This window comes from Sphingomonas sp. (genome assembly GCF_003248515.1).
GTDB lineage: Bacteria > Pseudomonadota > Alphaproteobacteria > Sphingomonadales > Sphingomonadaceae > Sphingomonas_I.
On sequence record NZ_QFOB01000006.1, the window covers coordinates 275,508 to 294,357 of the forward strand.

An 18,850-nucleotide genomic window follows, 5' to 3' on the forward strand; every position below is an offset into this window, starting at 1 on the left:
AACCATCCAGACACTCGAATAAAAACGCCAGCCCGTCAGGGCGCATTATTTTGCGAGAAGTGGATAGGGATTTATCTCCATTCCTTCATACCATTTCTCATCAGGGCGCATCCGCTTGATCTCGTAATGAAGGTGGGGAGCCTCCGGGCTCGCATCGCCCGATGATCCGACACCGCCGATCAACTGCCCCTGCCCAATCCTGTCACCTTCTTTAAGATTCGGTGCGTAAGCATCTAGATGAGCGTAATAATCGATCCACGCCGGATCGGTTCGCCGTATATAGATGGTGTGGCCGCCATCCCGGCTTTCGAACAGTTTCTCCACTGTTCCCGCCGCCGCCGCCACGACGGCCGTGCCGCGCGGCGCCATGATATCGATCGCATGGTGTGCGCGCGCGCCATCGGCCCGCGCGTCGCCCCACGTATCCGTCAGCGCCGCCTGCCACACGCCGTTCACGGGAATGACGAGCTCGCCCGTACGCGATGGCGCATAAGGCGAAGGCGGCAGCTTCGCGCGGGGCGGCTCTGCGATGGGCTCGGGCGCCGTGGCCGGGCCGCCCCGGCTCGCCAGCCATAAGAAGGCGCCTAAGATCAGGGCGATCACCAGCAGGATCAGCCCACCCGTACGCGTCATTTTTGGAATATCGCCGGCGTGCCCGGCTTCACCATCATGGAAAGCCGGGCGGCATCCCAATTGGTCAGGCGGATACAGCCATGGCTTGCGGTGCGCCCGATATTCTGGGGCTCGGGCGTGCCATGGATGCCGTAATGAGGCTTGTCGAGATCCATCCACACCACGCCCACCGGCCCGTTCGGCCCCGGCGGGATCACGGCCTTCCTGTCGGTGGAAGAGGCATCCCAGAAAAGCTTGGGATTGAAATGAAATGGCGGCAGAAAGCTGGTGCCCTGCACTTTCCATCGGCCGATCGGCAGCGGATCGTGCCGGCTGCCGGTCGTAACCGGAAATTGCGCGATCAACGCGCCCGCCTCGTCATAGGCGCGCAGGACGCCATCCGATTTGTCCACCACCAGCTTCGCCGCCTTCGGCTGATCGGCGGAAACGCTGAGCGACGCGAGAGTGGCCTTCCATTCCGGCTTGAAACTCTCCGGATAGGCGGTGCTCGCCGGAAGCACGTTGGGCACGGTGATGCGCGCGCCCGGCGCCAACTTCGTCTGTGCGCCGTTGAGCGCCGCCAGCAGGGCGGGTGTGGTGTGATAGCGTTCGGCCAATGCCTCCATCGCATCGGCATAGCCCATGGCGGGCAGCCTGGCCTGCTCCGTCTCGCCCCTGGGAATGGCGCCCACGAACGGACCACGCAGTTCCGCGTCCCCCAGCGTTATTTCGATCGTCGCCGGCACGTCTCGATGCGCATCGAGACGCTTCATCGTCGCGTCGTCCGGCCTGCCGCTTCCGGGCAGGCCATTCGCATCCTGATAGCCCCTGAGCGCTTTCGTGAGCGACATGCCCGCCTGCCCGTCCAGCACGCCGGGCGAGAAGCCCAGCCGGTCCAGCAACACCTGTATGCGCAAGGTTTCCGGCGATGGCGGCGCGGAAGATGCGACCGAAAGGGGACAAACCGTTACAATCATAAGGTAAACGCCGGCAACCAAAGTTTTACGCACGCGTGGCATCCTCTATTTTGCTTTCGGGCAACTTAGGCAACGCGCCGCTGGGGCGTAATTTCCAGAGCGGGATCTGAATGCTGGACATCGAAATCGGCCGCCGGCGGATGCTGGGCGGCGCTCTCGCGCTCGGCGCGGCATCCACGGTCATCACCAAGGGCGCCTTCGCGGCCCTTCCCGAACGCCGGGTGGCGTTCCGCAACATCCACACCAACGACACGGTCGACGCCCGTTTCTTCGGCGCGGACGGGTGGGACAAGCAGGGCCTGGCCGAGCTGAACTATGGCCTGCGCGACTGGCGCAACAACGAGGAGACGCAGATGGATCCGCAGCTCATGCTGCTGATCTCGCGCATCCGCGATACGCTGGGCGTCGATCCGCGCACCAAGATCGATCTGATCTCCGGCTATCGCTCGCCTGTCACCAATGCGGCGCTGCGCGCCCGTGGCGGCGTGCATACCGGCGTTGCCTCAAAGAGCCAGCACATGCTCGGCAAGGCCACCGATCTCCACATTCCCGGCGTCCCGCTCGATCGGCTGAAGATGGCCGCGCTTTCGCTGCAGGGCGGCGGCGTCGGCTATTATCCCAGGGACGGTTTCGTCCATGTCGATACGGGCCGCGTCCGCCATTGGTGAGGCAGGCGGTGCGGCGATCGATCGGGTAACCGCTCGACAAGATTTATCGGGTTAGAGGATTGCCATCGCCCGCAGCCGCGTGGCATCGCGCGGTTGAACGGGGAGTAGCGTCTTGGAAACCATCTACGATTGGGTCACGGTCGCCGTCTTCGCGGGTCTTATCGTGCTGTTCCTGCAGCGTTCCTCCGGCGAGGGCGAACCGGAAGACAGCATCTGGCAGTATCTGGGCGCGTCGATCGGCTGCGCGGTGGCCAACTATCTCGGCAACCACGATGATTTCCCCTATCACGATGTGGCGGCGGTGATCGTCCTCGTCGCGACGGTGGCCTATATCTGGTACGCGCTGAAGCCGCTCAAAGGCCTCAAATAGAGGCTGCTCAAACCCCTCGTCGATCGAGCGACGATCGGGGCTTCCGGCGCGAACATGGTTGATCGGATCTGCCCAATATACCGACGGCCGACCCCATCCATGGATGAAGTGGCGCGCGCGGATGCGGGATAATCGGAAGCCGCTCCCCGTCCCGAGCCTTCTGCATCCCGAAGGCGTTGAGCGCCCGGGATACCCAACGCCCGGCACATGTTGGAGGCTGTACCAGCGGTTGAACTCGCCCTCGTCCCTGGTCGGATAGCTCATCACGACGAGATGGTGCGCTTGCAGGGGCGATGCGCCCTCTGCCGGCGGGGAAGCTCCTGTCACGGCTGCCGACGGAACGGCTGGCCCAAGCGGGCGCAGCACGATGCGGAAGGTGTCTGCGCCGCCTGTGCCGTTGCGTTGAGCGCCGCCTACATTGGCCGCGCGTTTCGCGGCTTCGGTTGCGAATGCCGCCGCCGACGGGGCAGCCACGTCGACGAATGCGAGATGGTCGGTAAGCTTGGCGCCCATCCGGCCGATGGCCTCGACCTCCGCTTTCGCAACACTGCGAACGCCGGGCGCGCCGGCGATGTCGTGCAGCTGCTGATCGAAGCGTGGCCGGGAAGCTGCGCCGACGCTCGGCCTGGCCGCGCTGAAGATCAGGATCAGGTCGTCGCCCAGCGAAGTTGGCAGTGGGGCCGCCGCTTTCGCGGCCCCATCGGCGCGGGCATGCACGCCGCAAGCGGTGCGATGCGGACGATCCGGCACGCGCGACACCTACACGCTGCCCCAACTCCTTCCTGCCTTTCTCCTCACCGCGATGACCGTCCGCAGTCAATCGTGACGCGCGGCCTCACGGCTTGAGCTTTTCGTCGAAGAAGGAGAATGCTTGCGCGAGGAGGCGCTGTGTCTGGTCGGCAGAGGCGTGTTCCCAATAATGACCAGCGCCTGGCACGATCGACAATTCGGCTGGGACGCCCTGCGCGCGCAGCGCATCGTAGAAGATCTGGCTCTGACGCCATCCCACCGCAGTGTCCGCATCCCCATGAGCGATCAGGAAGGATGTGTTCCGATCGCTCGCGTCGATGTAGGCGATCGGATTCGCGAGTTGCACGACCTCTCGCGGGCACTGATTGAGGACGCACCCCAAAACGGCGCTTTGAGAGTATGTCGGCGAGTTGTGAACCAGACCGCCCGCCACCTCAAGACGCTCAGCGGCCTCACGCCCTACGAATACATCGCCAAGATCTGGACGTCTGAGCCAAACCGGTTCATCGTCAATCCTATCCACCAGATGCCGGGACTGAACACCTAGTCACGTGGGCACAGCAGCTAGGCGAAAGCTTACGCCCGTCTTACGGCATTGCGCAGCGCAGCCAGCAAATTACCGAAACGCTTCGCCAAGTTGCTGTTTTAACTAGGAAGTTATGGTGGACGCACTTGGGCTCGAACCAAGGACCCGCTGATTAAGAGTCAGCTGCTCTACCAACTGAGCTATGCGTCCATTCGCCGGGGCGAAGCGCCGGAAGCGGGTGGTCCGCTTGGGCGAGGCGCGCCAATAGCCGCCCCTCCCCACCCTGTAAACACCCTAAAATCGCATCCGTCGAAAAAAGGCGGATTGCCTGCGCCATCTCCCTTACGGCCCGCGCCGCCCCGCCTCATTTCGCCGCGTCGCGCGCCTCGCGATCGATCGCGATCAGCAGGCCAAGGCAGATCAGCACCGTCATCATCGCCGATCCGCCGAACGAGACGAGGGGCAGCGGGATGCCCACCACCGGCGCCAGGCCCATCACCATCGAAAGATTGATCGCCACATAGAAGAAGATCGTCGTCGAAAGGCCGCCGGCCGCCAGACGGCCGAAGCGCGTGGGCGCGCGCCCCGCCACGCGCATGCCCCACAGGATGACCAGCAGATAGCCGGCGATGATCCCCACCCCGCCCAGCAGGCCCCATTCCTCCGCCATGGTGGCGAAGACGAAATCGGTGTGGCCCTCGGGCAGATAATCGAGGTGGCTCTGCGTTCCGGCGAGGAATCCCTTGCCCGTGATCCCGCCGGATCCGATCGCGATCTTGGACTGGATGATGTGATAGCCGGTGCCCAGCGGATCGCTTTCGGGATTGAGGAATATCTCGATCCGGCTGCGCTGATAATCGTGGAGCAGGCCCAGAGCGACGGGCGTGAGCGCCACCAGGGCGGCAATGCCTCCCACAAACAGCCGCACGGGAATGCCCGCCAGGAACATCACCGTGATGCCGCCGAACACGATCATGAGCGACGTGCCGAGATCCGGCTGCGCCATGACGAGCAGAAACGGCACACCGACCAGCAACGCCGCCGGCCAGATGGCGGACCAGCGCCGTATCTCCGCCGCCGGCAGCATATCGTAAAACCAGGCGAGCACGAGCACGATCACGGGCTTCATCAGTTCGGACGGCTGGAGCCGGATGATGCCGAGATCCAGCCAGCGCCGGCTGCCGCCCGCCACCGCCCCCAGCGCCTCCACGCCCACCAGCATCGCCACCAGCAGCGCATAGGCCGGGACGGCCAGCCCTTTCAGCATATCGACCCGGATGCGCGAGAGGATCAGCGCACCCACGAGGAAGGCGCAGAAGCGCACACCCTGGCTCAGCGCCCAGGGGCGCAGGCTGCCGCCGGCGGCCGAATAAAGCACGACCAGGCCGAAGCCGCAGATGCAGCAGACGAGCGACAGCACGCCCCAGGGCATGCGCGCGATCGGCGCGGGAACGAGACCCAGCCGGCTCAATCGCCGCGCTCGCCCTGCGGCGGGCGGGACCCGGGCGCGGCACCCGCATCCGGATCCACATTCTCCTGCTCGGTCGTCGGCCCGGCGAGATGCGCCGTATCCCAGCGCGCCGCCTCGGCCGCCATGCGTTCGGCGATGCCGCCGCCCCATTGCGCCTCGTTGGCGGCGAGCGTGGCCATGGCGCGTTCGGGCGCGAACAGCCAGGTCATCACATCACGCGCCACCTGGGCGGCGGCCGCGCCATGACTGCCATGCTCCAGCGTCACGCCGATCGCATAGCGCGGGCTTGCGTAGGGAGCGAACCCGATGAAATGGGCGTGATCGCGATATTTCCAGGCGAAGGCATCGCTGGACGTCGCCCCGCGCCTGCGATCGGCCATGCTGATCCGGCGCACCTGCGCGCTGCCCGTCTTCCCCGCCATCTCGACGCCTGCGACCTGCAGCCGCGCGCTGCCTGCCGTTCCCGCGCCGCTCACCACATCGCGCATCGCACGGTGGACGAAATCCAGATGCTCGCGATCGAAGCCGATGGGCGGCCCCTGCGGGCCATAACGCTTGTTGCCGATCAGGCGCGGCTGCAGCACCTGTCCGCTCGCGATCCGGCTGGCCAGCACCGCCAGTTGCAGCGGACTGGTGAGCATATAGCCCTGCCCGATCGAGCTGTTCACGGTATCCGCCACTGTCCAGGGCTTGTGATATTTGCCCAATTTCCAGGCCGTATCGGGCACGGTGCCGTAACGCTGGGAGACGAAGGGGAGATCATATTTCTCGCCCATGCCCAGCATCCGGGCCATGCGCGCGATCTGATCGATGCCAATGCGGCGCGCCATCGTATAGAAATAGACGTCGCAGCTCTGGGCGATCGCGCGGTGCATGTCGATCGGCCCGTGCCCGCCATGGCGCCAGCAGTGGAAGTAGCCATTGCCGACGCGATAGCGCCCCGTGCACACCACCGTATCCGATGCCGGCACGCCCGCCCGCAGCAGCGCGAGCGCCACCATCGGCTTGACCGTCGATCCCGGCGGATAGAGGCCCTGAAGCGACTTGTTCGTCAGCGGCAGATGATCGTCGGCGGACAGCATCGCCCATTCCGACTGACCAATGCCGTCGGAAAAACTGTTGGGATCGTAAGCGGGCATCGATGCCATGGCGAGGATATGGCCATTGGCCACATCGATCACCGTCGCGGAGCCGCTGTTGGGCCCCAGCCGCCGCGCCACATAGTCCTGCAGGCCCGCATCGATCGTCAGGTGGAGCGTATGGCCCATCTGCTCGGGCCGCGTGGTGAGATCAGCCACGAGCTTGCCGTGCGCGGTCACCTCCGTTCGCTTGGCGCCGGGCTTGCCACGCAGCCACGGCTCCATCGTCCGTTCCAGCCCCTCCTTGCCCACCTTGAAGCCGGGGGTGATGAGCAGGGGATCGCGATTCTTCTTGTAGTCCTCGATCGAGGCCGGGCCGACATAGCCCACCAGATGCGCGACAGCGGCCCCCAGCGGATACGCGCGCGCATAGCCGCTGGAAGGTGCGACGCCGGGCAGATCCGGCTGCTTGAGGCTCACCGCCGCATAGCGCTCATAATCCAGATTTTCGGCCACCGGCACCGGCTGATAGCCCGGCGCGCGATCCAGCGCGTCGCGGATGCGCCTGATATCCTCCGGCGCCAGATCGAGCAGCGCGCGCAATTCATCGATGATCCGGTCCGGATCCTGCAGGCGATCGGGGATCAGATCGACGCGAAAGCTCGTCCGGTTGATCGCGATCGGCTTGCCGCTCCGGTCGACGATCCAGCCGCGCCGGGGCGGGATGAGCTGGCTCTGGACCCGGTTGCTTTCGGCCAGCCGATCATATTTGTCCTTCTGGGCGATGGAAAGCCACGCCATGCGCCCCGCCAGCAGGCCGCCCAGCCCCACCTGGAGCCCGCCGAGGACCAGCGCACGCCGCGTGAAGGTATAGACAAGGCCCTGTTCGGTGATGAACCGGCCCGGGCGGCTGATGGGCATCAGGCGGCCCGGCCGCGCGCGCCCAGCCGCCACCGATCGATCGCACGGCACAGGCGAGCAATCGTCGGGAAGGAGAGCGCGGAAAGCAACCACTGGCCCATCACCGACCAATAGGGGCCGGCGCCGCCGCACCAAAGCGCAATCCCCCAGGCAGCGCTGGTCGCGAAAGCGAGCGCAGCCGTCGCCAGGGCCCAGTCCGTCGCGAAATCGCGCCACAGCAGGCGCAGATCCGCCGCGTCGAACGCCAGCATCACGACCGTCCAGATCGTCATCGCCGATCCGAGAGGGGCACCACCGATCAGATCATCGAGCAGACCGAGCGGAAGCGCCATCCAGGCACTCCACAGTTCAGGCCGCAGCAGGCGCCAGCCGATCAGCATCAGCAGGCCGAAGGGCGGAAACAGCGGTACATCCGCCACATAAGGCCCGATCGCCACCAGCGAGCCCGCCACCACCGAGGCCACCGGCACAAGCCAGAGCCGAAGCGGAGCGCGTTCTTCCTTCAGGGCCAGCGGACTGCGCGCCATCAGTTGGCCGATCCCACCGGCGCGGCCGGCGGCGGCGCCAGCTCCACCTCGGGCAGCACCATCGCCACGTCCAGTCGCGCCGGATCCGCAAGCGGCCGCCCCGTCGCCAGTTCGCCACTTCCGCCCAGCACGACCGCGACGGGTATGCCCGCCGGAAACACCCCGCCCGTACCGGACGTGACAAGCAGATCGCCACGACGCAGAGGCGCCGCGCCCAGCTGCGTGGATTTGATGTCGATCCCGCCATCGCCCCGCCCCGTGACGAGTGCGGGCTGGCCCGTTCGCACGACGCGCACCGGCACGGAGCTTCCGCCGTCGCTCACCAGCAGCACGCGGGAGACGCGCCCCCCCGCCTCCGCCACGCGACCGATGAGGCCGCCCGGCCCGCGCACGGGCTGGCCCGCGCGCACGCCATCCGTGGATCCGGCAGCGAGCGTCACGTAGCGGCGGTGCCCGGCGGCATCGGCTCCGATCAGGCGAGCCACCACGATCGGGTCCGTGCCGTGCTCCACGATCCGGAGCAGGCGATGCAACCGCACATTTTCATATTCGGTGGCGCGGGCCTGGATCAGGCGATTGGCGGTTTCATCCAGTTGTGCGCGCAAGGCCCGGTTCTGCCGGGCGGCGTCCCAATAGGCGCCGATCCCACCGCCCACTTCATCCGCACCACGCCCGACATTGCCGAACAGGCTGGTGGCGGGGGCCGTGACATCGAGCGCGAATCCCCTGATCCCCTGGAAGGCCACCGGATCGAAGCGGGCGACGAGCAGCAGGCCCAATCCGGCAACGATCCCGACGATCGCCGCAACATAGCCGGCGAACAGGCCATATTGCACGCGACGCGAAAAGCCACGGGTGCGATGACGGGGCGGCGCCATGGCTAGCAGCCGCCCCCACTCACACGCCGATCGTGGACGCGATCCATCGCGGCGCGCGCCAGGGGCGCGGATGACGCGGACAGAATTGTCCAACTCCGTTCGTCCTGAGCGAAGTCGAAGGACGGGCTAAGCATCGTATCGCCTGTAGCACGGGCTTCGACTTCGCTCAGCACGAACGGTTAAAGAGGACGGATCGGGACCCCACCGAGCCACGGGAACATCACGCCGTGTGCAGCACGCCCCGGAATACCGGATCTTCCAGCGCGCGCCCCGTGCCCAGCGCCACGCAGGTGAGCGGATTGTCCGCCACCGACACGGGCAGCCCGGTCGCCTCGCGCAGCACTTCGTCGATCCCGGCCAGCAGCGCGCCGCCGCCGGTGAGCACGATGCCCTGGTCCACGATATCCGCCGCAAGCTCTGGCGCCGTATTCTCCAGCGCGATCCGAACGCCCTCGACGATCGCGGAAATGGGCTCGCTCAGCGCCTCGGCGATCTGCGCCTGGGTGATCTCGATCTCCTTGGGCACGCCGTTGACGAGATCGCGCCCCTTGATCTGGATACGCTCGCCCACGCCATCGGCGGGCATGCGGGCGATGCCATGCTCCTGCTTGATCCGCTCCGCCGTCGCCTCGCCGATCAGCAGATTGTGGTTGCGGCGGACGAAGGATCCGATCGCCTCGTCCATCTTGTCACCACCCACGCGCACGCTCGTCGTATAGGCGAGGCCGCGCAGGGACAGCACGGCCACCTCGGTCGTCCCGCCGCCGATATCCACCACCATCGATCCGATCGGCTCGGTCACGGGCATGTCGGCGCCGATCGCGGCCGCCATCGGCTCCTCGATCAGGAACACCTGGGATGCGCCGGCATTGCTGGCCGCGTCGCGGATCGCGCGGCGCTCCACCTTCGTCGATCCCGAGGGCACGCAGATGATGATCTCCGGCCAGGTGAAGGGCCGCTTCTTGCCGCCATGCACCTTGCGGATGAAGTGCTTGATCATGTCCTCGGCGATGTCGATGTCGGCGATCACGCCGTCACGCAGCGGGCGGATGACTTCCATATGCTCGGGCGTCTTGCCCATCATCATCTTGGCGTCATCGCCCACGGCGCGAACTTTCTTCACGCCGTTCAGCATCTCGATCGCCACGACCGAAGGTTCGTCCAGCACGATGCCGCGCCCGCGGACATAGACCAGCGTGTTCGCCGTGCCGAGATCGATCGCCATGTCGTGCGACATGAATTTGAGCCAACGCATCAAGGGATGAATTCCGTTCTCGAAGAAAGCCGCCCCCGCGCGCGGCTGCCAACGCACAATAAGGTCTCTCGGCGGGTCGCGGAAGGCCGCCCGTTGGGCTAGAGCGCCCTTCGTGTCAATAAGACGACTCCCCGAGCATCTGGTCAACCGCATCGCCGCCGGAGAGGTGGTGGAACGCCCCGCCAGCGCGCTGAAGGAACTGGTGGAGAATGCGATCGACGCAGGCTCCACCCGTATATCCGTGCGCCTGTGGGGCGGCGGGATCGAGGGGCTGGAGGTCACGGACGACGGCTGTGGCATGGCTCCGCCGGAAATGGCGCTCGCGCTGGAGCGGCACGCCACCTCGAAGCTGCCGGACGACGCGATCGAGGCGGTTGAGACATTGGGCTTCCGGGGCGAGGCGCTTCCCTCGATCGCCAGCGTGGCAAGACTCACGATCGAAAGCCGCGTGCGTGGCGCCGAAGGCTGGCGACGCACCGTGGACAATGGCGCGGTGGTCGAGGAAGGCCCGGCCGCCCTGCCTCCCGGTACGCGCGTGAAGGTGGAGGCACTGTTCGGCCGGGTGCCGGCGCGCGCCAAGTTCCTGCGTTCGGCCCGTTCCGAATATGCCGCCTGCCTCGATGCGGTCCGCCGCCTGGCGATGGCACGGCCGGAAATCGGCTTCTCGCTGGAGCATGACGGCCGCCGCGCGCTTTCCGTGCCGCCGGGCGATTCGGCACCCGAACGGGTCGCGGCGCTCACCGATCGCGAACTGGTCCGCAATTCGGTCGCGGTGGATCATGAGCGCGAGGGTATCCGCCTCGGCGGTGTCGCCGGCCTGCCCACCTTCCATCGCGGTGTGGCCGATCACCAATATCTGTTCGTGAACGGGCGCCCGGTGAAGGATCGCCTGCTGATCGGCGCGGTGCGGGGCGCCTATCAGGATATGCTCGCGCGCGATCGCCATCCGGTGCTCGCCCTGTTCCTGGATGTCCCGCCCAGCGAACTCGACGTGAACGTCCACCCCGCCAAGACGGAGGTGCGCTTCCGCGAGCCTTCACTCGTGCGCGGGCTGATCGTGGGCGGACTGCGGGCGGCGCTCGATTCGGCGGGACATCGCAGCGCGCAGCGCCCGTCCGCCGGCGCGCTCGGCCTCTGGCAGGCGGGTGAAACCCCCGCGACGCCGCTTTCGCCCGCGACCGGCGCCTGGCCCGCGCGCATCGCGGCGCCCGCCCCCTCTCTCTTTGCAAGCTCCGTTTATCCGTCCTCCTATCCGGCTCCGGCCGGGTCGCCAGAGGGCGCCGCGCTGCACGACACGGCGCGCGATTTCGCGCCCGCCGCCCGCGCCGAGACCGCGATCGAGCCACCGCCATCACCCGTCCTCCACCCGCTCGGCGTGGCGCGCGGGCAGGTTGCGCTCACCTATATCGTGGCGGAAGCGGAAGATGGGCTGATCCTCGTCGATCAGCACGCGGCGCACGAGCGCCTCGTGCTGGAACGGATGCGCCGCGCGGTGGCCGATGGCGGTGTCGCCTCGCAGGCCCTGCTGCTGCCCGAAGTCGTCGAACTGGACGAGCCCGCCTGTGACAGGCTGGAGGCGCGCATCCCCGAGCTTTCGGAGATGGGCCTCGAACTGGAGCGGTTCGGCCCCTGCGCGGTCCTCGTCCGCGCGCTTCCGGCGTTGCTCGGCAAGAGCGACGCGCAAGGCCTCGTCACCGACCTCGCCGACGAGCTTGCCGCCTATGACGAGGCGCTGTCGCTGAAGGAGCGGCTCGATCATGTCGCCGCGACGATGGCCTGCCACGGCTCGGTCCGCGCCGGCCGCGCGCTTTCGGTGGCGGAGATGAACGCGCTGCTGCGCGAAATGGAGGTCACGCCCCATTCGGGCCAGTGCAACCACGGCCGCCCGACCTGGGTGAAGCTGGGGCACGCCGATATCGAAAAGCTTTTCGGACGAAAGTGACGCTCCGCGCCTCGCATCGCTCGCGGCGGACCTGCGCCACAACCTTTTCGTAACGTGCTTTGCGCAAACTTCACCCATGCCTGATGCTCCGACCGGCAGAAGACTGAGATCGCTCGACGAATTCGAGAAGCCCGTCTGGTCTTCCGATCCGCCCGCCATCCTCCCGCTCGACGCGGATCGGGAACGGGCCGCTGCTCGATTTCAGGTGGGGCCGATTTCGATCCCGGCGATCCTTCTCATGGCGGCGGCAGGAGCCACCGGAGCCTTCATCGGATTGTCTTGGCCGATCTGATCGATACTGGCATGCCTCAGCTATGCGAATCCGCCCAGCCACCGCCATCGACCTGCCGCTCCTCCATCCCGTGATCGAACGGGCCTATCGCGGCGATTCGGCGCGCGGCGGCTGGACGCATGAGGCGGACCTGATCGAGGGCGCGCGCACCGATCTCGCCACGCTCGAAGCAATCCTCGCCCGCCCAGACGAGCGGCTGCTCGTCGCCGAGCGTGACGGTGCGATCATCGGCTGCGTGCAGGTGAGCGATCGCGGCGGGGGGATCACCTATCTCGGGCTGCTGTGCATCGATCCCGCGCTCCAGGCCGCGGGCCTCGGCCGCGCCCTGATCGCCGCTGCCGAAAGCGAGGCGCAGGCGACCTTCCGCGCCGCGACAATGGAAATGACGGTCATCGACAGCCGCGCCGAACTCATCGCCTATTATGAGCGACGCGGCTATGGGCGGACGGGCGAGCGGCGGGCCTTCCCCATCCCGCTCGATCCGCCGCTTTCGTTGACGGTCTTGTCCAAGGAACTTCTCGCATGACAACGACCCCTTTCCGCACGCTGGACGAAACGATAACCGTCGCCGGCCAGATCCGGCCTTCGGACGTGGTCGAGGCGGCCGCCGCCGGATTTCGACTCGTCATCAACAACCGCCCCGAAGGCGAGGAACCCGGCCAGCCCGCCGCAGCCGAGATCGAGGCGGCTGCCACCGCCGCCGGCCTTTCCTATGTCGCGATCCCGGTCGATCATTCGGGCATGCGACGCGATCAGGTGGATGCGATGAAGGCGGCCCTGGAAGGCGCCTCCGGTCCTGCGCTCGCTTTCTGCCGATCGGGCACGCGCTCCACCTTCCTGTGGGCATTCGCGCGCGCCGAACTGGGTGACTCGCCGGCCGATCTTATCGCGAAGGCGGAGGCTCAGGGCTATAACGTGCGGCCGCTCTTCGGCTGAGCCTTTCTCGGCGCGGCCCTTCGTTCGGAGCCTGCGGGGCGCCATTACGGCCTTCATGCGTCAGCGCTGAGAGGGAGGTCCTCGCGAGCCTTGATTGTGGCCTTCGCCGGCCAAAGGCCGAAGCCCTTTCCTCGCCGCAGGGAAATGGACACGGGCGCGCTTCGGGATGACGACCGCCCGAACCTGCGGATCCTCTAGCGCGCCTTCGATCCTCCGGCCGTGTCCACCGGCCCCTTTTCGGGCTCGTCCGATACGCCATGGCCGCGCGCCAGATAGTCGGCCGACTGCATTTCCATCAGTCGCGAGACGGTGCGCTCGAATTCGAACGAATCCTCGCCCGCCGGATAGAGATCCTCGGCGGCGGCATCGGCGGTGACGAGCAGCTTCACGCCATGTTCGTACAGCGCGTCGATCAGCACCTTGAAGCGGGCGGCCTCGTTGCGCCGCTCGGGCGTCAGCAGCGGAATGCCGACGATGATGACGGTGTGGAAAGCGCGCGCGATCGCCAGATAGTCGGCCGCCCCCCGCGCCTCGCCGCACAACCGTTTGAAGGAAAAGACCGCGACGCCCTTCAGCGCCTTGGGCACGTGCAGCGTCCGCCCGCCCTGCACCGCCAGATCGCAGGAGGGCACATGCGCGCGATCCTCGGGAGGATAATCGGTAAGGCGGAAGAAGGCGCGGCTCACGGCCTGCGTGGCGGCGTCGCCGAGCGGCATATACCATGTGGGGAAGCCCGCCAGCCGCTCCAGCCGGTAATCGGTCGGTCCATCCAGCGTCATCACATCCAGCTTCGCCTGGAGCAGATCGATGAAGGGCAGGAAGAGCTGGCGATTGAGCCCGTCCTTGTAGAGATCGGTCGGCGCCCGGTTCGATGTGGTGACCACGATCACGCCACGATCGAACAAGGCCGCGAACAGCCGGCTCATGATCGCGGCGTCCGCCATGTTGTTGACGACCATCTCGTCGAAACAGAGCAGTTTCGCATCGGCCGCCAGCGCGTCGGCCACGGGCGGGATCGGATCGCCCTTTTCCTTCACGCGCTCGCGCCGGAGGCGATCATGCACCTCCAGCATGAATTCGTGAAAATGTACTCGTCGCTTCGGCGTCACATCGGCGCAATCGTAGAACAGGTCCATCAGCATGGACTTTCCACGCCCCACCCCGCCCCACATGTAGAGGCCGCGCGGACTCTTCGCCTTGCGCCCCAGCAGACGGCCGAACAGACCCGTATCGTCGGGCTTCGAAACCTCCACCGCCAGCACGTCGAGCCGCCGCACCGCGCGCTCCTGATCGGGATCGGGCTTCAGCTCGCCGGCCGCGACCAGCGTCTGATAACGATCGAGCACCGCAGCCATGACGCGTTCGTCAGCGCGGCTTGCGGAGCGTGCCGGTGAAGGCCATCACGACGGTGCCTTCCTGCTCGATCAGCCCGCGCGCGAACAGCATCCGGCCGGTTTCGCGCAGCACCTCGACAACGGCATCCAGCGGCGTACCGATCCGCCCCGCGCCGATGAACTGGCAGCTGGCATCCACGGTGACGCCTCCCAGCACGTCATGGCCCAGCGCGGTCGGACAGATGAAAAGCGCCTGATCGGCCAGCGCCATCAGGAAACCGCCATGGACGGTGCCCACGATATTCTGGTGGCCACGATGCGTATCGATGCGCAACCGCGCGCGATCCGCCGCTTCCGCGCGCACGCGGCTTTCCCCGAAAATATCGAAAAAGGTGCCGGTCGCCGAAGCGGGGCGCAGCATCCAGCCGGGGTTCTCCGGATCGGGTGCGTAACCGTGCGATGCGCCGTCCCGGCTCCCGGACAGGGCGTCGCTCAGATCTGGCGCTCCACTTCCATCTTCTTGATCTCGGCGATGGCACGCGCGGGGCTCAGCCCCTTCGGGCAGACGTTCGCGCAATTCATGATCGTATGGCAGCGATAGAGACGGAAGGGATCCTCCAGCTCATCGAGCCGCTCGCCGGTCATCTCGTCACGGCTGTCGGCCAGCCAGCGATAGGCCTGCAACAGGATCGCCGGGCCAAGGAACTTGTCGCTGTTCCACCAGTAGCTGGGGCAGGACGTGGAGCAGCAGGCGCACAGGATGCACTCGTAGAGGCCATCCAGCTTCGCGCGATCCTCCGGCGACTGGAGCCGCTCCTTGCCCGAGGGCGCGGGGGAAACGGTCTGCAGCCAGGGCTGGATCGAGGCATATTGCGCATAGAAATGCGTGAAATCGGGAACGAGATCCTTGATCACGTCCATGTGCGGCAGCGGCGTGATCCGCACCTCACCCTTGCAATCCTCGATCGCGGTGGTGCAGGCCAGCCCGTTCTTGCCGTCAATGTTCATCGAGCAGGAGCCGCAGATGCCCTCGCGGCAGGAGCGGCGGAAGGTCAGCGAGCTATCGACCTCGTTCTTGATCTTGAGAAGAGCGTCCAGCACCATCGGACCCGTTTCCGCCAGATCGATCTCGAACGTGTCGTAGCGCGGATTTTCGCCGGAATCGGGATCGTAGCGATAGATCTTGAAGCTGCGCGGCTTGGAGGCGCCCTCTGCCTTGTGAGTCGTGCCCTTCTTGACGACACTGTTCTTGGGGAGCGCGAATTCGGCCATGCGTGATCCTTCCGTTGCCGAAGCCGATAGCGGCTGGAACCGGCGACGAAAAGCCCCGGATCGCCGCATCGCAGCGTAAATGCCATGGAACCGATTTTCAATCTCATTCACCCCGGATGGAGGTAATCGGGCAAATATCGGGAAATTTTTGATTGTTTCATCAGATAATTTTCCGATTTGATTGTGGATATGGACGCATCGAACTGCTAATGCTCGCCGCCGCAGCTTCGGCGCGACCCCGATCGGAAGGCCGGGGTGGCGAAGCGTGCGCGGCGCCCCTAAGGCACCGCCATTCCGAATCGAAACGGGGAAAGCTCTTGCCGATGCGCATCGCCATCGCCTCCGATCATGCCGCCGTCGGGCTCAAGGCCGCGCTCGTGGCATGGCTGCGCGAGCAGGATTATAGCGTCGAGGATATCGGCCCCTTCGATACATCCTCCGTCGATTATCCGGACTATGGCTACCGGCTCGCCCGCGCGATCGCGGAAGGCCGGGCCGATCGCGGTATCGCCCTGTGCGGATCGGGCATCGGCATCTCCATCGCCGTCAATCGCGAGCCGGGCGCGCGCTGCGCGCTCGTTTCCGAGCCCGTTTCGGCTGGCCTCGCCCGCCAGCACAATGATGCGAACGTGATCGCGCTCGGCGCCCGCCTGATCGGCGAGGTGATGGCCAAGGCCTGCGTCCGCACCTTCCTCGTCACGGAATTCGAGGGCGACCGGCATCAGCGCCGCGTCGCCATGCTCGCCAGCCCGGAGCTCGCCTCCAAAGCCCACCTCACCTCTTCAAGCGAGGCCTGATATCTATGAGCACGCAGCCCACCGGCTATTTCACCCAATCGCTGAAGGACAAGGATCCGGCGGTCTTCGCCGGCATTTCCCAGGAAATCACGCGTGAAAAGAAGCAGATCGAGCTGATCGCCTCGGAAAATATCGTTTCCAAGGCGGTGCTGGAGGCGCAGGGCTCCGTCTTCACCAACAAATATGCCGAGGGCTATCCGGGCAAGCGCTACTATCAGGGCTGCCACCCGTCCGACGTGGTGGAGCAGCTGGCGATCGATCGCGCCAAGGAGCTGTTCGGCTGCGCCTTCGCCAACGTCCAGCCGCATTCGGGCGCGCAGGCCAATGGCGCGGTGATGCTCGCGCTCACCAAGCCGGGCGACACGATCATGGGCATGAGCCTGGATGCGGGCGGCCACCTCACACACGGCGCGCGCCCGGCCATGTCCGGCAAGTGGTTCAACGCGATCCAGTATGGCGTCACCCGCGACACGCACCTGATCGACTATGATCAGGTCGAGGCGATGGCCAAGGAGCACAAGCCCACGCTCATCATCGCGGGCGGCTCGGCCTATCCCCGCCACATCGATTTCGCCCGCTTCCGCGCGATCGCGGATGAAGTGGGCGCGAAGTTCATGGTCGATATGGCGCATTTCGCGGGCCTCGTCGCCGGCGGCACGCACCCCACCCCCTTCGGCCATGCCGATGTCGTGACCACGACCACGCACAAGACTCTGCGCGGCCCCCGCGGCGGCGCCGTCTTTACCAATGACGAGGCGATCGCGAAGAAGATCAACTCGGCCGTTTTCCCCGGCCTTCAGGGCGGCCCGCTGATGCATGTCGTCGCCGCCAAGGCGGTCGCGTTTGGCGAGGCGCTCCAGCCGGACTTCAAGGATTATGCCGCCGCGATCATCGCCAATGCGCAGGCGCTTGCCGCCCGCCTCAAGGAGCGCGGCGCCGCCGTCGTCTCGGGCGGGACGGACACGCATCTCGCGCTGATCGATCTCAGCCCGCTGGGCGTGACGGGTAAGGATGCGGACGAGGCTCTGGAGCGTTCGGGCATCACCTGCAACAAGAACGGCATCCCCTTCGATCCGCTTCCCCCGGTCAAGACGAGCGGCATCCGCGTGGGCTCGCCCGCCGGCACGACGCGCGGCTTCGGCGTCGCCGAATTCCAGCAGATCGGCGACATGATCGCGGACGTGCTGGATGGCCTGCGCAAGAATGGCGAGCAGGGCGACGCGCAGGTGGAGCAGAATGTGAAGACGCGCGTCGAGGCGCTCTGCGACAAGTTCCCGATCTATCCGGAGCTTTGATCCCGGCGCGTGCTCCTGCTTGCGCAGGAGCACGTCTCCTGCGTAAGGGCCGCCCATGCGCTGCCCTTTCTGCGGACATGCCGATAGCCAGGTGAAGGACAGCCGCCCCGCGGAGGATGGGGCGGCGATCCGGCGCCGGCGCCAGTGCGAGAAGTGCGACGCGCGCTTCTCCACGTTCGAGCGCGTGCAACTGCGCGAGCTGACCGTCGTGAAGAAGGATGGCGAGCGCCAGCCCTTCGTCCGCGCCAAGCTGGAGCGGGCGATCGAGACGGCCGCGCGCAAGCGCCCGATCGCGCTCGAGGAGATTGAGCGCCTCGTCAGCCGTATCCAGCGCCAATTCGAGACGAGCGGCGACAGCGAGGTTTCCGCCACCCGCATCGGCGAAGCCGTGATGGAAGGGCTGAAGACGCTCGACAGCGTCGCCTATATCCGCTTCGCCAGCGTCTATAAGGATTTCCGCGAGGCGAAGGATTTCGAGGAATTCGTGGGCGCCGTGCAGGCCGCCACGAAGGAATAGAGCCGGCCGAAAGCCGCTTACCACCCGCTACCGTTTGGCTCGCTCACCACTCACCCCAACCTACCCTCCCCGCTAGTCCCGAGCGGAGTCGAGGAACCCACGGTATCGAGCGAAGCCGAGATACGACTATAAGAGCCCCGATGACCTTATCGACCCATATCCTCCGCTGCGCCAACGGCAGCTATCATGCCGGCCAGACCGATGATCTCGACCAACACACGGCCGGGCATCATTCGGGGCAGATTGCCGGATACACCGCCAGCAGCTTGCGGGTGGCACTGGGGGGGCATGAAAACTTCCAGACACGCCGAGGTGGCGCCGGCATCAAGCCCTGGTCGCGCGCCAAGAAAGAGGCTCTGATCCGAAGCGACGGGAGGGGCTGAACGTATGACCATTTCTCCCCGGAAACTCGCCTCACGCACCTCGGCTTC

Annotated in this window: 21 protein-coding genes, 1 tRNA gene and 1 pseudogene; 11 read left to right on the forward strand and 12 right to left on the reverse strand. The window is 66.3% G+C overall.

Annotated elements, in window-relative coordinates; translation table 11 throughout:
• Positions 1 to 45: 45 nt before the first annotated feature.
• On the reverse strand, positions 46 to 633 hold the full coding sequence (locus DI605_RS12425; protein WP_293974097.1) for a M23 family metallopeptidase: 588 nt from the start codon (positions 631 to 633) through the stop codon (positions 46 to 48).
• Positions 630 to 1,529 carry a L,D-transpeptidase gene (locus DI605_RS12430; protein WP_367120045.1) on the reverse strand — a complete coding sequence of 300 codons (900 nt, stop codon included), beginning with the start codon at positions 1,527 to 1,529 and terminating at the stop codon, positions 630 to 632. The genes DI605_RS12425 and DI605_RS12430 overlap by 4 nt, the downstream gene beginning before the upstream one ends.
• A gap of 170 nt (positions 1,530 to 1,699) precedes the next feature.
• On the opposite strand from DI605_RS12430, the gene DI605_RS12435 reads away from it, so the two are divergent.
• From DI605_RS12435 to DI605_RS12445, 3 genes are all read left to right on the forward strand, one after another.
• A complete protein-coding gene (locus DI605_RS12435) occupies positions 1,700 to 2,257 on the forward strand; it encodes a DUF882 domain-containing protein (protein ID WP_293974102.1) in 558 nt (185 codons plus the stop codon).
• 112 nt (positions 2,258 to 2,369) lie between these two features.
• Positions 2,370 to 2,627, forward strand: a complete 258-nt coding sequence (locus DI605_RS12440; protein WP_293974105.1) for an XrtV sorting system accessory protein — start codon at positions 2,370 to 2,372, stop codon at positions 2,625 to 2,627.
• 402 nt (positions 2,628 to 3,029) lie between these two features.
• A complete protein-coding gene (locus DI605_RS12445) occupies positions 3,030 to 3,473 on the forward strand; it encodes a hypothetical protein (protein WP_293974108.1) in 444 nt (147 codons plus the stop codon).
• On the opposite strand, the gene DI605_RS21495 is transcribed toward DI605_RS12445, so the two are convergent.
• A complete protein-coding gene (locus DI605_RS21495) occupies positions 3,463 to 3,810 on the reverse strand; it encodes an alpha/beta hydrolase family protein (RefSeq protein ID WP_367120046.1) in 348 nt (115 codons plus the stop codon). The two genes, DI605_RS12445 and DI605_RS21495, sit on opposite strands and share 11 nt — an antisense overlap.
• On the opposite strand from DI605_RS21495, the pseudogene DI605_RS12450 reads away from it, so the two are divergent.
• Positions 3,802 to 3,924: pseudogene (locus DI605_RS12450) on the forward strand (IS481 family transposase); the annotation flags it as partial. The gene DI605_RS21495 and the pseudogene DI605_RS12450 sit on opposite strands and share 9 nt — an antisense overlap.
• Positions 3,925 to 4,037: 113 nt before the next feature.
• Here DI605_RS12450 and DI605_RS12455 read toward each other — a convergent pair.
• The 6 genes from DI605_RS12455 to DI605_RS12480 all read right to left on the reverse strand — a co-directional run bounded on the left by DI605_RS12455 (position 4,038) and on the right by DI605_RS12480 (position 10,034).
• Positions 4,038 to 4,113: transfer RNA gene (locus tag DI605_RS12455), tRNA-Lys, on the reverse strand.
• A 154-nt stretch (positions 4,114 to 4,267) separates the two neighbouring features.
• On the reverse strand, positions 4,268 to 5,374 hold the full coding sequence (gene rodA, locus DI605_RS12460) for a rod shape-determining protein RodA (protein WP_293974111.1): 1,107 nt from the start codon (positions 5,372 to 5,374) through the stop codon (positions 4,268 to 4,270).
• The gene (gene mrdA / locus DI605_RS12465; protein ID WP_293974114.1) at positions 5,371 to 7,374 is read right to left on the reverse strand and encodes a penicillin-binding protein 2; all 2,004 of its coding nucleotides are present in this window, start codon (positions 7,372 to 7,374) and stop codon (positions 5,371 to 5,373) included. The genes rodA and mrdA overlap by 4 nt, the downstream gene beginning before the upstream one ends.
• Entirely contained in the window at positions 7,374 to 7,901 is a 528-nt protein-coding gene (mreD, locus tag DI605_RS12470) for a rod shape-determining protein MreD (protein WP_293974117.1), read from the reverse strand. The genes mrdA and mreD overlap by 1 nt, the downstream gene beginning before the upstream one ends.
• Complete coding sequence (mreC, locus tag DI605_RS12475; RefSeq protein ID WP_293974123.1) at positions 7,901 to 8,779, reverse strand: rod shape-determining protein MreC; 879 nt, start codon at positions 8,777 to 8,779, stop codon at positions 7,901 to 7,903. Before mreC ends, mreD begins: the two co-directional genes overlap by 1 nt.
• A gap of 220 nt (positions 8,780 to 8,999) precedes the next feature.
• Entirely contained in the window at positions 9,000 to 10,034 is a 1,035-nt protein-coding gene (locus tag DI605_RS12480) for a rod shape-determining protein (protein ID WP_293974126.1), read from the reverse strand.
• A gap of 112 nt (positions 10,035 to 10,146) precedes the next feature.
• Here DI605_RS12480 and mutL point away from each other — a divergent pair, with 112 nt between their 5' ends.
• The 3 genes from mutL (at position 10,147) to DI605_RS12495 (ending at position 13,204) form a co-directional block, all read left to right on the forward strand.
• The gene (gene mutL / locus DI605_RS12485; RefSeq protein ID WP_293974129.1) at positions 10,147 to 11,976 is read left to right on the forward strand and encodes a DNA mismatch repair endonuclease MutL; all 1,830 of its coding nucleotides are present in this window, start codon (positions 10,147 to 10,149) and stop codon (positions 11,974 to 11,976) included.
• Positions 11,977 to 12,290: 314 nt separating this feature from the next.
• A complete protein-coding gene (locus DI605_RS12490; RefSeq protein ID WP_293974132.1) occupies positions 12,291 to 12,794 on the forward strand; it encodes a GNAT family N-acetyltransferase in 504 nt (167 codons plus the stop codon).
• Positions 12,791 to 13,204: a TIGR01244 family sulfur transferase gene (locus DI605_RS12495; RefSeq protein WP_293974135.1), complete on the forward strand. Its 414-nt coding sequence runs from the start codon at positions 12,791 to 12,793 to the stop codon at positions 13,202 to 13,204. The genes DI605_RS12490 and DI605_RS12495 overlap by 4 nt, the downstream gene beginning before the upstream one ends.
• A 194-nt stretch (positions 13,205 to 13,398) precedes the next feature.
• Here the strand turns inward: DI605_RS12495 and zapE are convergent, their stop codons facing one another.
• The 3 genes from zapE to DI605_RS12510 all read right to left on the reverse strand — a co-directional run bounded on the left by zapE (position 13,399) and on the right by DI605_RS12510 (position 15,810).
• Positions 13,399 to 14,559 carry a cell division protein ZapE gene (zapE, locus tag DI605_RS12500; RefSeq protein WP_293974138.1) on the reverse strand — a complete coding sequence of 387 codons (1,161 nt, stop codon included), beginning with the start codon at positions 14,557 to 14,559 and terminating at the stop codon, positions 13,399 to 13,401.
• Between the two features lie 10 nt (positions 14,560 to 14,569).
• Positions 14,570 to 14,959: a PaaI family thioesterase gene (locus tag DI605_RS12505; protein ID WP_293974141.1), complete on the reverse strand. Its 390-nt coding sequence runs from the start codon at positions 14,957 to 14,959 to the stop codon at positions 14,570 to 14,572.
• A 71-nt stretch (positions 14,960 to 15,030) separates the two neighbouring features.
• Positions 15,031 to 15,810, reverse strand: a complete 780-nt coding sequence (locus DI605_RS12510; RefSeq protein WP_293974144.1) for a succinate dehydrogenase iron-sulfur subunit — start codon at positions 15,808 to 15,810, stop codon at positions 15,031 to 15,033.
• Positions 15,811 to 16,133: 323 nt separating this feature from the next.
• Here DI605_RS12510 and rpiB point away from each other — a divergent pair, with 323 nt between their 5' ends.
• The 4 genes from rpiB (at position 16,134) to DI605_RS12530 (ending at position 18,802) form a co-directional block, all read left to right on the forward strand.
• The gene (gene rpiB, locus DI605_RS12515; RefSeq protein ID WP_293974147.1) at positions 16,134 to 16,607 is read left to right on the forward strand and encodes a ribose 5-phosphate isomerase B; all 474 of its coding nucleotides are present in this window, start codon (positions 16,134 to 16,136) and stop codon (positions 16,605 to 16,607) included.
• A 5-nt stretch (positions 16,608 to 16,612) separates the two neighbouring features.
• The gene (gene glyA, locus DI605_RS12520) at positions 16,613 to 17,902 is read left to right on the forward strand and encodes a serine hydroxymethyltransferase (RefSeq protein WP_293974150.1); all 1,290 of its coding nucleotides are present in this window, start codon (positions 16,613 to 16,615) and stop codon (positions 17,900 to 17,902) included.
• 55 nt (positions 17,903 to 17,957) lie between these two features.
• Positions 17,958 to 18,419 carry a transcriptional regulator NrdR gene (gene nrdR, locus DI605_RS12525; RefSeq protein WP_293974153.1) on the forward strand — a complete coding sequence of 154 codons (462 nt, stop codon included), beginning with the start codon at positions 17,958 to 17,960 and terminating at the stop codon, positions 18,417 to 18,419.
• A 140-nt stretch (positions 18,420 to 18,559) separates the two neighbouring features.
• Complete coding sequence (locus DI605_RS12530) at positions 18,560 to 18,802, forward strand: GIY-YIG nuclease family protein (protein ID WP_293974156.1); 243 nt, start codon at positions 18,560 to 18,562, stop codon at positions 18,800 to 18,802.
• Positions 18,803 to 18,850 lie beyond the last annotated feature (48 nt).